The sequence below is a fragment of the Lentzea sp. genome (assembly GCF_035525475.1).
Classification (GTDB): Bacteria; Actinomycetota; Actinomycetes; order Mycobacteriales; family Pseudonocardiaceae; genus Lentzea.
In genome coordinates this window covers 1-14,528 of record NZ_DATLEC010000012.1, presented here as the reverse complement: position 1 = coordinate 14,528, position 14,528 = coordinate 1, and the positions used below count along the sequence as shown (strand labels likewise).

Here is a 14,528-nt window from a genome sequence, read left to right as displayed (position 1 = left end):
GCGACCGGTGAGGCTCGCCTTCCACGTCACGGCCAGGCGTGGCTCGACCCGCCTTTTAGTGAGAAGGAACTCAGGCAGGAGCCGGACCCCACCAGCCGTCCGACCAGCTGACGCACACTGGGACGATGGTCGAAGAAGCGGAACGCGCGCGTCTCGCGGAGTCGGAGAACCCGACTTCGCCGTGGCGGCTGTGGGGCCCGTACCTGTCGGGTCGCCAGTGGGGCACGGTCCGCGAGGACTACTCGCCGGCGGGTGACGCGTGGGCCTCGTTCCCGTTCGACCACGCGCGTGCTCGCGCCTACCGCTGGGGTGAGGACGGGATCGCGGGCATCTGCGACGTCCACGGGTTCCTCAACTTCTCCGTCGCCCTGTGGAACGGCAGGGACCCGTTCCTCAAGGAGCGGTACTTCGGCCTCACCAACGACGAGGGCAACCACGGTGAGGACGTCAAGGAGCACTGGTGGGTGACCGACGGGACGCCCACCCACTCCTGGATGCAGGTCGTCTACCGGTATCCGCAGCGCGAGTTCCCGTACGGCCGGCTGCGCGAGATGGCGCGCAACGCCGGCCGGGAGAACCGCGAGCCCGAGCTGAGCGACACGGGCGTGCTCGACGGGAACCGGTTCTTCGACGTCCAGGTCACCTACGCGAAGGCCGACACGGACGACATCTGCGTCGAGATCAGCGCGACCAACCACGGGCCGGAGGACGCGCCGCTGCACCTGCTGCCGCAGCTGTGGTTCCGCAACACGTGGGCGTGGGGCAGGGACCAGCGGCCGTGCCAGCTCGTCGCCAGCACGACGACCGGGCGCAAGGTCACGGCCGACCACGGCAACCTCGGCCGGTACACGCTGCACCTCGACGACTCGCCGTCGATGCTCATGACGGACAACGAGACCAACGAGGTGGCGCTCTTCGGGGCCGAGCGCAACCCGTCGCCGTGGACCAAGGACGGCATCTGCGACTACGTGGTCGGCGGCAGCACCTCCAGCTGCCAGGTGGTCGGGCCGGACGACGCCGGTGCGGCGGGCACCAAGTTCGCCGCCTGGTACTCGTTCGACCCGGTGGAGCCGGGTGAGACGGTGACGGTCCGCGTCCGGCTCGTCGGCGGTGACGGGCACGTGGACCCGTTCGGGCCGAGCTTCGACGAGACCGTGAGCGCGCGGAAGCGCGAAGCCGACGAGTTCCACGACGACATCGCGCCTCACGCGGGTTCCGAGGAGAAGCACGTGCTGCGGCGCGCGCTGGCAGGGTTGATGTGGACCAAGCAGCACTACCGGTTCCGCACCCGCGACTGGCTCGACGGCGACCCGACGAAGCCCGAGGCGCCGTCCAGCAGGAGGACGCCCGAGGCGCGCAACGTGCACTGGCGGCACCTCGACGTGGCCGACGTGATCTCCATGCCGGACGAGTGGGAGTACCCCTGGTTCGCGGCGTGGGACCTCGCGTTCCACACCATCCCGTTCACGCTGGTCGACCCGGCGTTCGCGAAGGAGCAGCTGCTGCTGTTCTGCCGCGAGTGGATGATGCACCCCAACGGCCAGATCCCCGCCTACGAGTGGGAGTTCGGCGACGTCAACCCGCCGGTGCACGCGTGGGCGGCGCTGCAGGTCTACCGCGCGGACGGCAGCAGGGACCGCGGGTTCCTCGCCAAGATCTTCCACAAGCTGCTGCTCAACTTCTCCTGGTGGGTCAACCGCAAGGACGCCGACGGCAGCTACCTGTTCGAGGGCGGGTTCCTCGGCATGGACAACATCGGGCCGGTCAACCGGTCGGAGCCGATGCTCGGCGAGTGGCGGCTGGAGCAGTCCGACGCCACGTCCTGGATGGCCGCGTACAGCCTGCACCTCATGCAGATCGCGCTGGAGCTGGCGCGCGACGACGAGTCCTACGAGGACGTCGCGACGAAGTTCGTCGAGCACTTCCTGTCGATCGCGGAGGCGTTCACGCACTTCGGGTCGCACGGCGGCGGCATCTGGCACGACGAGGACGGGTTCTGCTACGACCGGGTCTCGCGCCGGCGCCCTGACGGTGGCGTCGAGTCGGCGCCGGTGCGCGTGCGGTCGATGGTCGGCCTGATCCCGCTCCTCGCATCCGCCGTGCTCGAACCGTGGGTGCTCGAGGAGCTGCACGGGTTCACCAGGCGGCTGGAGCACCTGCTCAAGCGGCGGCCGGAGCTGCGGCAGTTCATCACGTTCCACTACGAGCGCGGCGCGTTCGTGTCGCTGCTGGACGAGCACAAGCTCAAGCGCGTGCTGCACCGGATGCTCGACGAGCAGGAGTTCCTCTCGCCGCACGGGATCCGCTCGCTGAGCGCCGCCCACCGCGAGGGCCTCGAGGTCAAGGTCGCGGGCCAGGACCACCGCATGGGCTACGAGCCCGGCGAGTCGCACACGCCGATGTTCGGCGGCAACTCGAACTGGCGCGGCCCTGTCTGGCTGCCGACCAACGCGCTGCTGGTCGAGGCGCTGCGCACGGTCTGCACGTTCCACGACGGCATGTTCCAGGTCGAGATGCCGACGCACTCCGGCCGCTGGGTCACCGCCGGTCAGGCGGCGGACGAGCTCTCGGACCGGCTCGTGGGGCTGTTCCTGCCCGACCAGGACGGGCGCAGGCCGTCCGACGGCAAGCGCATCGAGGCGTCCGAGTCACCTCTTTGGCGCAAGCACGTCACGTTCAGCGAGTACTTCGACGGCGACACGGGTGAGGGTCTCGGGGCGACCCATCAGACCGGATGGACGGCCCTCGTCGCCGGTCTGCTGACCGGACGCACGCGCTGAGCAGCGCTGTCGTGATCAAATCCTGATCAAGGACACGCTTGCTGATGGTTATCATTCGTGTGCAATACGTGCAGACGTTGTGTGACCTAGGCCAAATCACGCAACATTTTGCGCCCACAGTCGCGATTTGACGCAAAAACGTTGCAAGGCAGTGGCCTGTAACACGCACGTGCTGTCCACCGCGTCACCCGAGTGGCAGGATCCCGTTCACTCGTCCGCGACAGTTACGAGGAGTGACGCAGTGGCTCGTCGAACCAGGCAGTTGATGGCCATGGTCCCCGCTCTGGGGCTGGCCGTGATGGCAGCTTCCGGCTGCGCGACTCCCGTGAGCCAGCCTTCGGGCAACTCGGGCGTCTCACTGGTGCAGAGCGGCAAGCTCGTCACCTGCACCCACCTTTCTTACAAGCCCTTCCAGTACAGCGAGGGCGACAAGACGATCGGCTTCGACGTCGACCTCGTCGACCTGGTCGCCAAGGACCTGGGCGTCCAGCAGCAGATCTTCGACACGCCGTTCGAGACGATCACGTCGGGCACGTCGTTCAGCGCGAACCAGTGCGACCTGGCCGCCGCCGGCATGACGATCACCGACGAGCGCAAGCAGGCGATCGACTTCTCGGACCCGTACTTCGAGGCCTCGCAGGCGCTGCTGGTGAAGAAGGGCGCTGGTTTCTCGGACCTCGCGGCCCTCAAGGGCAAGAAGCTCGGCGTCCAGCAGGACACCACGGGTGAGAAGTACGCGAACGACAACGCGGCCGCCAACGGCTACACCGTCGTCCAGTTCGAGGACCTCCCGCTGATGGAGACCGCCGTGCGCACCGGCGCGGTCGACGCGGCGATCAACGACAACGGCCCGCTCTTCGACTACGCCAAGGAGTTCCCGGACACCGAGGTCACCAAGGAGTTCGACACCGGTGAGCAGTACGGCATCGGCATGAAGAAGGGCAACACCGCTCTCCAGACGAAGGTCAACGAGGTCCTGAAGAAGGCCAAGGAGAACGGCGAGTACAACAAGATCTACGAGAAGTGGTTCGGCAAGAAGCCGGAGAGCAAGTAGTCCCCGGGCTTCGGGGCCGGTGCGGCTACCGTCGCGCCGGCCCCGCCGCTTGTCCGAACCACCACTGCTAGGAGCCTCCATGGCTGTGTCCAGGCGCAAGCGTGCGGCGTACATCCGCTATGCGCAGTACGGCCTGCTGATCGTCATAGCCCTGCTCGTCGCGTTCCTCGCCGACTGGGGCCAGATCCGGGCCGCGTTCTTCAACGTGGACATCGCGAAGTCGATGTTCCCGAGCGTCATCACCGTGGCCTTGAAGAACACCATCCTCTACACCGCGCTCGGGTTCGCCTTCGGACTCGCGCTGGGGCTGATCCTGGCGCTGATGAAGCTGTCGTCGGTCGCCCCCTACCGGTGGATCGCGACCGTCTACATCGAGTTCTTCCGCGGCGTGCCCGCGCTGCTGGTGTTCATCGGCATCTACTACGGCGTGCCGATCGCGTTCCAGGTGCAGTTCCCGCCGCTGACCACGGTCATGCTGGCGCTCGGCGGCGTCGGTGCCGCCTACATGGCGGAGACGATCCGCGCCGGCATCCAGGCGGTGCCGAAGGGCCAGGTGGAGGCCGCTCGCTCGCTCGGCATGTCGCAGGGCCGCGCCATGATCACGATCGTGATCCCGCAGGCGTTCCGGATCATCCTGCCGCCGCTCACGAACGAGCTGATCCTGCTGACCAAGGACTCCTCGCTCATCTACATCCTCGGCCTGTTCCGCGAGCAGTACGAGCTCACCAAGTTCGGCAGGGAGACGCTGAGCCGCAGCCCGTCGCTCACGCCGATCCTCATCGCGGGCCTGTGCTACCTGATCATCACGCTGCCGCTCGGCTACCTGTCGCGCTACCTGGAGCGTCGCGGTACCGGCGGCAGGAAGAAGGTGTCCGCATGAGCGAGACGTTCGTCGAGATCACCGGGCTGAAGAAGTCGTTCGGCCCGCTGGAAGTCCTCAAGAACATCGACCTGAAGGTCGACCGCGGTGACGTGGTCTGCATCATCGGCCCGTCCGGCTCCGGCAAGTCGACGCTGCTGCGCTGCGTGAACCTGCTGGAGGAGCCGAACGGCGGCAAGATCGTCGTCAACGACGTCGAGCTGACCGACCCGGACGTCGACATCGACTCCGCGCGGACGAAGATCGGCATGGTCTTCCAGAGCTTCAACCTGTTCTCGCACCTCAACGTCCTGGCGAACCTCACCGTGGCGCAGCGCAAGGTGCTCAAGCGCTCCGAGGACGAGGCGCGCAGGATCGCGCTGCACAACCTGGAGCGCGTGGGGCTGAGCGAGAAGGCGCACTCCATGCCCGCGCAGCTCTCGGGTGGTCAGCAGCAGCGCGTGGCCATCGCCCGCGCGCTGTCGATGGACCCCGACGTGATGCTGTTCGACGAGCCGACCTCCGCGCTCGACCCGGAGCTGGTCGGCGACGTGCTGGGCGTCATGCGCCAGCTCGCCGACGAGGGCATGACGATGCTGGTCGTCACCCACGAGATGCAGTTCGCCCGCGAGGTCGCCGACAAGGTGATCTTCATGGACGGCGGCTACATCGTCGAGGAGGGCCCTGCGGCCGAGGTGGTCGGCAACCCGCAGGAGCCACGCACCCAGGAGTTCCTGGCGCGCGTCCTCGACCCGACGCACCACGGCCCGAGCGACCCGGTCTAGCCGCGTGGCGAGGGGGAGGGTCTCCGCGGCGGACGTGCTGCGGGGGCTGCTGGGGGAGAACGACAACTCCGGTGGTGGCGGGTGGAGGCTGCCTCGGCGCAGGCCGAGCACCCCGCCCGTCATCCGCGTGGTGGACAGGGTGGTCACCGACGTCCTCGACCTGCGCGCGGTCGAGGTGCCGTACGTGCTCGAGTTCGAGCGCTGCCAGTTCGAGGCGCCACCGGACCTGCGGCAGGCGAACCTCGCCGGCATCTCCTTCAGCGACTGCGACCTGCCGGGGCTCGAAGCCCGAAACCTGAGCAGCAGCAACGACGTCTCGTTGCTCGGCTGCCGCGTCACCGGCCTCACGGACTTCACCGACGCCGAGATCGCGGGCTCGGTCCTGTTGCGGGACAGCGGTTTCAAGGTTCCCGGCGGGCTGTGCCTGCACGCCGACCGGCTGACGGTCGCGGGCGCGCTGCTCGGGTTCGGCCTGCACACCGAGGGCGAGATGCGGCTCGCGGGCGCGCGCATCGGCGGCAACGTCAACCTCGGCACCGCCGTGCTGGACAACGCCGACGGTTTCACGTTGAACGGCAACGGCATTCAGGTCGGCGGCAACTTCATCGGCGCGTTCACCTCGCACGGCGTGGTGTTCCTCGCCAACTCCCGGATCAGCTCGGCGCTGTCGTTGCGCGGCTCGGTGCTCACGCGCGGCTCCCGGTTCGAGGACACCACCGACCCGCACGCCGACCCGTCCGCGACGCTGATCCTCGACCGCTCGGACGTCTCCGGCGACCTGGAGCTCGACCGGGGTTTCTCCAGCGCGGGCACCGTCCGTGCCGTGAACGCGCGCATCGGCGGCACGTTGTCGCTGGCAGATGCCGTCCTGGACGCCGTTTCACCGCCTTCCGTCGGCACCGACCCGACCGGTTCGGGACGCGCGTTGCACATCGACGGCGCGGAGATCGGCGGTGACGTAGTCGGGCGCCACGTGCGGATCAAAGGCCAGCTCCGCATGGTCGACACCCACGTGCGCGGCAGCATCACGATCGAACGGGCCACCGTGGACAACCCGGCCGCGGACGCCGTGCTGGCCAACCGGTCGCAGATCGGCAGCAACTTCGTGGTGCGCGAGTCGGACGTCTCCGGCGGCCTGGAGCTGCGCGGCATCACCGTCGGCGCGAACCTCGACCTGCGCGGCAGCCGTCTGGTGCAGCCCGGCAAGTACCGCCACCAGCCGCGTGAGAAGCCGTCGCTCGACATCGGTGGCGCCACGATCGGCCGCGACCTCATCTGCGCGCGGGGCGACAAGGAGTTCGTCGCGCATGGCGGCGTGCGCTGCCGTCGGGCGTCGATCGGCCGCATGGCGAACTTCAACGGCGCGGTGCTCGGTTACAAGCTCGACAGCCACGCGTTGAACGGCATGGGCATGCAGGTGCAGGAGCTGATGCTCAACGTCGTGTCGCCGCCCAAGGGCCTGGTGACGTTGCGGCAGGCGCGCTGCACGTCGTTGGACGACAACGAGAACTTCTGGAACGCCACCGGGTTCATCGACCTCGACGACTTCCGCTACGACTCGCTGGCGTACCCGATCGACCTGCGCGACGACGACCAGGTCGCCCAGCGCCTGCGCTGGCTGCGCAACGCGATGCGCCGCAGCTACCACCCGCGGCCGTACGACCACTTCGCCGAGATGCTGGCCGCGGCGGGCAACGAGGAGCACGCCTCGACCGTGCTGATCGAGAAGCAACGCCTGCGGTACCGCGCGGTCGCGGAGGGCATGCGGTTCTTCGGTCCGCTGGTGCTGTTGTGGAGCTTCCTGCAACGGTCGATGGTCGGCTACGGCTACCGCCCGGCGCGCGCCCTGGGGTGGCTGATCGCGGCGTGGGTCGTGGGCAGCCTGTGGTTCCAGTTCAAGGGGCCGCTGATCGAGATCAACGACGACGACCACCTGCCGTGGAACGCGTGGCTCTACACGATCGACCTGGTGGTGCCGATCGTCGACTTCGGCAACAAGAACCGCTGGCAGACGCCGGGTGCGTCGCAGTGGATCGCGTCGGGCCTGATCGTGACGGGCTGGATCCTGGCCACGACCGTCGCCGCCGGCCTCACCCGGATGCTGAAGCGTTAGAACGCCACCATCGTGTCATTTCGCCCGCTGCTGAACAGTGGTGCGATTCTCGGGTGATCGTCGCCGAGGGGACCGAGCTCTTCGTCGGTCCCAGGACCGCGCTGCTCCAGTTGGTCAGGGTGAGGATGGCGGTCGCACCGGCGGGACCGGTGCGCGCCCACGTCTCGGGCCCCGGCCTGCGCTCGCCGCGCCACGGCGGTTCGCTGGTCAGGGGGCCGTTCGGCTACGAGGTTCCCGTCGACGTCTCGGAGCACCCGCCCGGCGCGGTGGTGCCCGCCCACGCGGTCGTGCGTTCCGCGGCCGGCGAGGAGTCGTGCTCGTTCTCGCTGGCCGTGGGCTCGCCGGGGTGGACGGTGCACCTCGTCGGGCACGTGGCGGGCGACGCGCCGTTCGACGCTCTGCGGGCGCATCTTGATCTGGCGCTGACCGATCACGCGTACCGGTTCGCGGTGACGTCGGTGGAGTTGTTGCAGCCGTACTGGGACACGTTCCCGCAGCACCGCTCGGTGCTGCTGCGGCTGATCTCCGAGGGGCGGGTCGAGGTCGTCGGTTCCGAGTCCAATGTGGTCGGTGTGCCGCCGGTGCTCGCGTCGCTGCCTCCCGGTTCGGCGCTGGCCGTGTCGTCCCTGGGCGAGGCGAAGCGTTCGGTCTACTCGTCGTTCCTGGAACTGCGTTCGTCGGCTTCCGCACCGCACGTGATGCTGCCCGTCGGCTCCTCCCGTTCCGCTCCCAACCCATGGGTGACCGCGGTCCACCACGACTGGAGCGCGCGCTACACCTGGCCGCGGGTGATCTGCTCGTTGCCGCGCGACTACTACGTGCGGGGTTCCGTTCCCGTTCCCGCAGCGCCTCCGGACGACTCGCCTGCTGCCGTAATGGCTTCGCACGCCGCTCGTCTGACTGGTTCCAGCTTTCCTTCCGCTGCTCTCTCGCGCGCTGCTCGTGCTCATCCACGGGAAGCGTTCGACCTGCGGTCCGATGTCATCGCACGGTCCGCGGCGGCCTTGACGTCCACTGTGGACTCGTCGGTCGTCGTGTGGAACCCGTTGCCTTCGCCGTGCACCGACATCGTTTCCGTTGACTTGCCTGTGGCGCGTCGTGTGCAGGTGTCGTTCGAGGGTTCGGTGCTGCCGACGCTGGTCGACGGCGCGACCGTGACGTTCCTGGCCCGTGACGTCCCGGCGTGCGGGTGGCGGACGTACGAGTTGGCCGAGGGTGGTGACGGCAGCGAGGTGGAGCGCACGGGACCTTCGCCGCTGGTCGGGGTGCTCGGCTCGCGGTCGCCGTCCAGCGGCACCTTGTCCACGGTGGTTGAAGGTTCGCCGGCCGGAGTGTCTCTGGGTCCCGTCACACCCGCCGTGACGCCGGTGTTCGCGCGGTACTGGCTGCACGAGCCCGCGCCGTTGGGCGGTCTTCCGGTGAACGTGCACTTCGAGGTGCTGAGCCCGACGTGCGTGCGCGTGGTCGTCGTGTCTAACGGCGCCGATTTCTCCGGTGTCGTCCGGCTTTCGTTGCCTGACGGCTGGTCGGCTTCGTGGACCGAGTGGCCGGTGACGTTGCCCGCGGGCGGTCACGTGTCGGCCGACGTCCGCCTCGCGCCACCGCGGACTCCTGGCTGCTACCCGTTGCGCGCCACCGTGGAGGGTGCGGCTTTCGACGTGTACGACGTCGTCCTGCTGACCGTGCCGGAGTGGGACTCCGAGGATCCCGTCGAGGTCCTGTGGGTGGCGTCCTCGCCGTCGACGGTGTCGGTGCGGCCGGGGACGTCGGCGGTGTTGCGGGTGGTCATGGCCTCCGGCGCGCGCGGCGACCTGCCGTTGCAGGCACGAGTGCTGTCACCGCGTTCGTCGTGGGACCTGGTCGGACCGTTCTGCGTGGGCGGCCTGTTGCCCGCTCAGGGCAGGACCTCGCTCGACTTCACGGTCTCGGCACCGGCGTGGGCCAGGCCCGGTTCGTGGCCGGCGGTCGTGAGCATCGCGGCAGGCGACCTCGTGCGGACCACCCCGCCGATCACCCTGCTGGTTACCATGCCTCCTCGTGACTGATCTGGTGCTGGCACTGGACTTCGGCGGCACCAAGATCGCCGCCGCCCTGGTGGACCCCGAAGGCTCGATCGTGCGCTCCTCACGGGTGCCGACGCCCTCTTCCGACCCCTGGGAGGCCGTCGTCGCGCTGGTCTCGTCGGTGGCCGGGGACGCGCCGATCGCGGGCGTGGGCATCGGCTCGGCCGGCCCTCTCGACACGGTCGCCGGCACCGTCTCACCGATCAACGTCCCGTCGTGGCAGGCCTTCCCGCTGCGGTCGTCGATGGCTTCCCTGTTCCCCGGCGTGCCGGTGGAGTTGGCGGGCGACGGCGTGTGCATGGCGCTGGGCGAGCACCGTCGCGGCGCCGGGCGGGGCAGCACTCACATGGTCGGCCTGGTCGTGTCGACCGGCGTCGGGGGAGGTCTGGTGCTGGACGGCCGCCCGTTCGGCGGACGCACCGGCAACGCCGGGCACATCGGTCACATCGTCGTCGAGCCGGACGGCGACCCCTGCACGTGCGGTGGACGCGGGTGCGCGGAGACCATCGCCGGTGGACCGCGCATGGTGGCCTGGGCGCGCCGGGTCGGCTGGCGCGGGCCGGACGACGCCGACGCGGCTTTACTGGCCGCCGCCGCTCTGTCCGGCGAGGAGATCCCGCTGGAGGCCTTCGAGCGCGCCGGCCAGGCGGTGGGGATGGCGATCGCCGGGGCCGCCGCGGTGTGCGACCTGGACCTGGCAGTCATCGGCGGTGGGGTGGCTCAGGCCGGGGAGCTGCTGTTCGAGCCGGTTCGGCGGACTTTGAAAGCGTATGCCGGGTTGTCCTACCTGGCGGGGCTCGAGGTCCGCGCGGCTGAGCTGGGTGGCGAGGCCGGGTTGGTGGGGGCGGCGGCGCTGGTCCGCTAGGTGAGCCGTCAGACCGCCTGGCGGGTGTGGTGGAGCGGCGACTCCACGCGGCCCACCGCCACTCCCGCCGACTCCAGGGCCGCGCGGACCGTGCGGGCGATCCCCACGGCGTTGGGGGTGTCGCCGTGGACGCAGATCGAGTCCGCCTGGATGCGGACCGGGCGTCCTGACACGCTGCGCACCCAGCCCTCGGTCGCCAGTTGCACGCATCTGGCCGCGATTTCCGCCGGGTCGCGGAGGACTGCGCCTGGTTCGCCTCGTGAGACGAGGGTTCCGGCGGCTGTGTAGGCGCGGTCGGCGAACGCTTCGTGCCACACGCGCAGGCCCGCTACGGAGGCTCGTTTCAGCCAGACTGCTCCTGGCGGCCCTAAGACGGCCAGGGTGGGGTCGAAGAGACGAACGGCGTCCACCACGGCGTCTGCCTGGGCCTCGTGGCGGACCAGGGCGTTGTAGAGGGCGCCGTGTGGTTTCACGTAGGACACCCGTGTTCCTGCGACTCGTGCGAAGACCGACAGGGCGCCCAGCTGGGCCAGGACCTCGTTCGTCAGGGTGTCCGGGGCCACGTCCAGGAACCTGCGGCCGAACCCGGCCAGGTCTTGATAGCCGACGTGGGCGCCTACGGCGACGCCTGCCGCGGCGGCGTTGGTGCACGTCTCGCGCATCGTGTCGGCGTCGCCCGCGTGGTAGCCGCAGGCGATGTTCGCGCTGGTCACGATGGACAGCAGCGCCTTGTCGTCTCCCAGCGTCCAGTGGCCAAAGCCCTCGCCGAGGTCTGCGTTCAGGTCCATGGCCACCCCTCCATCGTGCTCCGGTTTGCTGGATCGTGGGATTGTTGAACGATTCTACGATAGTGCAATGGAACGATCCTGCAAATAGACTGGATCGGTGAGTGAGACGTGGGTGTCGACGCTGGCCCAGGGCAAGGCCGATCTGGAGCGCGCGAGCACCGCGCAGAAGGTCGCCGACATGCTGCGGGAGCGGGTGCTCGACGGCGAGCTCGAACCCGGCCTGCGGCTCAGCGAGGAAGCGATCGGCGGCGCCCTGGGGGTCAGCCGCAACACGCTCCGCGAGGCGTTCCGGCTGCTGTCCCGCGACCGGATCCTGGTGCACGAGCACAGCCGCGGGGTCTTCGTCCGCAGGCCCACCGGCGACGACGTGCGTGACCTCTACGCCGCGCGCCGCGTGATCGAGGGCGGGGCGTTGCGGTTGTGGGACGACGTCAGCGACGCGCGGCGCGAAGCGGTCAGGGCGCCGGTGCGACAGGCCGTGGCCCGAGCGGAGAAGGGCGACTTCAGCAAGACCGGCAGTGCGAACATCCAGTTCCACCGCGGCATCGTCGGCCTCGCCGGCAGCGCCCGGCTCAGCGACGAGTGCGACCGCCTCTTCGCCGAACTCATGCTCGCCTTCCGCGTCGCGCAGGACGTGGAGGCGTTCCACCAGACGTACCTGCCGTGGAATCGCAGGATTGTGGAGTTGTTGAACGATGGGACCGTTGAACAGGCCATCTCCCAGCTCGACGAGTACTTCGACGCCGCTGAGCAGGATCTCGTGGGCCGGCTGCGGGTGGAACAGTCCTAAGAGAACGTCAAGCCGAGTGCAACGATTCCGATCACGAGGCTGACGGCACGTCTCATCAGGCCTAACATCCGCGCAACACCGCGTACACGGAGGGCCACCATGCCGTCGGATCACAAGACCGGCTTGCGCTGGAGCAACTGGAACCTGCTGCTGATAGTTCCGCTGCTCATGCTCATCACGCCGTGGTTCAACCAGGACGAGCCCCGGATCTTCGGGTTGCCGTTCTTCTACTGGTACCAGTTCCTGTTCGTGCCGCTCGGCGTGCTGTGCGTCGGCCTCGTCTACGTCAAGACCAAGGACGAGCCCGTGACCACCGGCAAGCCCGACAAGCTCGGCGTGGACGACCTGGACGAGGGAGCGAACTGATGCAGTGGACCGAGCTGATCGTTTTCAGCGTCCTCTTCCTGCTCGTCACGGTCATGGGCTTCCTGGCGGCGAAGTGGCAGAGGGGCGACACCCTCGAGCACCTCGACGAGTGGGGCCTCGGCGGCCGGAAGTTCGGCAGCTGGATCACGTGGTTCCTGGTCGGCGGTGACCTCTACACGGCGTACACGTTCGTCGCGGTGCCGGCGCTGATGTTCGGCGCGGGCGCGCTCGGCTTCTACGCCCTGCCGTACACGGTGATCCTCTACCCGCTCGTCTTCCTGCCGTTGGTGCGCATGTGGTCGGTCAGCCGCGTGCACGGCTACGTCACGCCCGCCGACTTCGTGAAGGGCCGCTACGGCTCGCACTGGCTCGCGTTGCTGATCGCCATCACCGGCATCGTCGCGACCATGCCGTACATCGCGCTGCAGCTCGTCGGTCTCGAAGCGGTGCTGCGCAGCATGGGCCTCAACGGGTCCGGCATCCTCGGCCACCTGCCGCTGTTCATCGCGTTCGTGATCCTCGCGCTCTACACCTACCAGTCGGGTCTGCGGGCGCCGGCGCTGATCGCGTTCGTCAAGGACATCCTGATCTACCTGGTCATCCTCGTCGCGATCGTCTACCTGCCCTCGAAGTTCGGTGGCTGGGGCGAGATCTTCAACGACGCGCAGGCCAAGTTCGACGCCACGCCCAGCAAGGCCGACGGCATCCTGCTGACCGGCACCAACCAGCTGCAGTACGCCACGCTGGCGCTGGGCAGCGCGCTCGCGCTGTTCCTCTACCCGCACTCGCTGACCGGCATCCTCGCGAGCCGCGGCCGCAACGTCATCAAGCGCAACATGGTCGCGCTGCCGGCGTACTCGCTGCTGCTGGGTCTGCTGGCGTTGCTGGGCCTCGTCGCGATCAGCGCGGGCACCAAGCCGATCGTCAACCAGGCGACCGGCCGTCCGGACACCAACACGATCGTCCCGGAGCTCTTCGGCGCGAACTTCCCGTCGTGGTTCGCGGGCATCGCGTTCGCCGCCATCGGCATCGGCGCGCTGGTGCCGGCGGCGATCATGTCCATCGCCGCGGCGAACCTGTGGACGCGCAACATCTACAAGGAGTACGTGAAGAAGAACGCCACCCCGGCGGAGGAGGCCAAGCAGGCCAAGCTCGCCAGCCTCGTCGTGAAGTTCGGCGCGGTGGCGTTCATCGTGTTCGTCGACCCGCAGTTCTCCATCGACCTGCAGCTCATCGGCGGCGTCATGATCCTGCAGACGCTGCCGGCGGTCGCGATCGCGCTCTACACGCGCTGGTTCCACGTGTACGGCCTGGTCGCGGGCTGGATCGGTGGCATGGGTTACGGCATGTGGCTGCTCTACACGATCGGCAACCCGGCCATCGGCAAGTCGCACTTCGCCGGTTCCGCCCTGCCGCTGGGCAACATCTCGCTCTTCGGCTGGCACCCGTTCGGCGCCTCGACGACGCAGATCTACGTCGGCATCGTCGCGCTGTTCGTCAACCTGCTGGTGGCGGTGGTCGCCACGCTGATCGCCAAGAAGGCCAAGGCGTTCAACGGGACGGACCAGACGGACCCGTCCGACTACCACGTGGACGAGGACAACCCGCGGGTCAAGCCCGTGGCTGCCGCCCACCGAGACGAAGCAGTTAATGCCAAGGGCCACCCGCCGGTTACGGTGGGTGGCCCTTCTTCGTTGAGATGGAGCACGTGAAAACCATCGCTGGACTGGTCGGCCTGACCGCCCTCGCACTGACGCTGAGTCCCGGCATCGCGCAAGCGCAGGACTCGAACTGCTACGACACCACCGCTCCGCTGACGGTCGAGGAACAGCGGCTCGACGACACGCTCGTCACCGGCGGTCCCGCCGTCGGGCCCGCGCTCGTGAAGCTCGCCGAGTTCGACGGCCGCGTCACCGACTTCACTGCCAAGCTCTGCCGCCAGGTCGTGCCCAAGCAGGCCCAGCAGTTCGTGGAACGCGAAGGCAACGCGCTGTGGAAGGCCGCCGTCGCCCGTGCGCAGAGCACGACAACGTTGGCACACGACGCTTACGACGACCGGCCGCTC

General features: G+C 68.7%; 11 protein-coding genes and 1 pseudogene. 11 read left to right on the top strand and 1 reads right to left on the bottom strand.

Going from position 1 to position 14,528, the window contains the following annotated elements:
• The first annotated feature begins 125 nt into the window (after positions 1-125).
• The 7 genes from VM306_RS01705 (at position 126) to VM306_RS01675 (ending at position 10,519) form a co-directional block, all read left to right on the top strand.
• Positions 126-2,780 carry an MGH1-like glycoside hydrolase domain-containing protein gene (locus tag VM306_RS01705; protein WP_325510405.1) on the top strand — a complete coding sequence of 885 codons (2,655 nt, stop codon included), beginning with the start codon at positions 126-128 and terminating at the stop codon, positions 2,778-2,780.
• Positions 2,781-3,021: 241 nt separating this feature from the next.
• Positions 3,022-3,834: a transporter substrate-binding domain-containing protein gene (locus tag VM306_RS01700; RefSeq protein WP_325510404.1), complete on the top strand. Its 813-nt coding sequence runs from the start codon at positions 3,022-3,024 to the stop codon at positions 3,832-3,834.
• 79 nt (positions 3,835-3,913) lie between these two features.
• A complete protein-coding gene (locus tag VM306_RS01695; protein WP_325510403.1) occupies positions 3,914-4,714 on the top strand; it encodes an amino acid ABC transporter permease in 801 nt (266 codons plus the stop codon).
• A complete protein-coding gene (locus tag VM306_RS01690) occupies positions 4,711-5,478 on the top strand; it encodes an amino acid ABC transporter ATP-binding protein (protein WP_325510402.1) in 768 nt (255 codons plus the stop codon). The genes VM306_RS01695 and VM306_RS01690 overlap by 4 nt, the downstream gene beginning before the upstream one ends.
• 4 nt (positions 5,479-5,482) lie before the next feature.
• Complete coding sequence (locus VM306_RS01685) at positions 5,483-7,591, top strand: hypothetical protein (RefSeq protein WP_325510401.1); 2,109 nt, start codon at positions 5,483-5,485, stop codon at positions 7,589-7,591.
• A gap of 53 nt (positions 7,592-7,644) precedes the next feature.
• Positions 7,645-9,636 carry an NEW3 domain-containing protein gene (locus VM306_RS01680; protein ID WP_325510400.1) on the top strand — a complete coding sequence of 664 codons (1,992 nt, stop codon included), beginning with the start codon at positions 7,645-7,647 and terminating at the stop codon, positions 9,634-9,636.
• On the top strand, positions 9,629-10,519 hold the full coding sequence (locus VM306_RS01675) for an ROK family protein (protein WP_325510399.1): 891 nt from the start codon (positions 9,629-9,631) through the stop codon (positions 10,517-10,519). The genes VM306_RS01680 and VM306_RS01675 overlap by 8 nt, the downstream gene beginning before the upstream one ends.
• 8 nt (positions 10,520-10,527) lie before the next feature.
• Here VM306_RS01675 and VM306_RS01670 read toward each other — a convergent pair whose 3' ends face one another.
• Positions 10,528-11,307, bottom strand: a complete 780-nt coding sequence (locus tag VM306_RS01670; RefSeq protein ID WP_325510398.1) for a 5-oxoprolinase subunit PxpA — start codon at positions 11,305-11,307, stop codon at positions 10,528-10,530.
• Positions 11,308-11,404: 97 nt separating this feature from the next.
• On the opposite strand from VM306_RS01670, the gene VM306_RS01665 reads away from it, so the two are divergent.
• From VM306_RS01665 to VM306_RS01650, 4 genes and pseudogenes are all read left to right on the top strand, one after another.
• Entirely contained in the window at positions 11,405-12,097 is a 693-nt protein-coding gene (locus VM306_RS01665; protein ID WP_325510397.1) for a GntR family transcriptional regulator, read from the top strand.
• A 99-nt stretch (positions 12,098-12,196) separates the two neighbouring features.
• Positions 12,197-12,463: a DUF3311 domain-containing protein gene (locus VM306_RS01660; protein WP_325510396.1), complete on the top strand. Its 267-nt coding sequence runs from the start codon at positions 12,197-12,199 to the stop codon at positions 12,461-12,463.
• The gene (mctP, locus tag VM306_RS01655; RefSeq protein ID WP_325510395.1) at positions 12,463-14,175 is read left to right on the top strand and encodes a monocarboxylate uptake permease MctP; all 1,713 of its coding nucleotides are present in this window, start codon (positions 12,463-12,465) and stop codon (positions 14,173-14,175) included. The genes VM306_RS01660 and mctP overlap by 1 nt, the downstream gene beginning before the upstream one ends.
• Positions 14,172-14,528, top strand: a pseudogene (locus VM306_RS01650) (hypothetical protein); the annotation flags it as partial. The gene mctP and the pseudogene VM306_RS01650, both read left to right, overlap by 4 nt.

Excerpts from the sequence above, each read along its gene's own strand:
- VM306_RS01705 (WP_325510405.1), top strand. The coding sequence starts at position 126 with ATGGTCGAAGAAGCGGAACGCGCGCGTCTCGCGGAGTCGGAGAACCCG.
- VM306_RS01660 (WP_325510396.1), top strand. The coding sequence starts at position 12,197 with ATGCCGTCGGATCACAAGACCGGCTTGCGCTGGAGCAACTGGAACCTG.
- VM306_RS01690 (WP_325510402.1), top strand. The coding sequence starts at position 4,711 with ATGAGCGAGACGTTCGTCGAGATCACCGGGCTGAAGAAGTCGTTCGGC.
- VM306_RS01695 (WP_325510403.1), top strand. The coding sequence starts at position 3,914 with ATGGCTGTGTCCAGGCGCAAGCGTGCGGCGTACATCCGCTATGCGCAG.
- mctP (WP_325510395.1), top strand. The coding sequence starts at position 12,463 with ATGCAGTGGACCGAGCTGATCGTTTTCAGCGTCCTCTTCCTGCTCGTC.
- VM306_RS01670 (WP_325510398.1), bottom strand. The coding sequence starts at position 11,307 with ATGGACCTGAACGCAGACCTCGGCGAGGGCTTTGGCCACTGGACGCTG.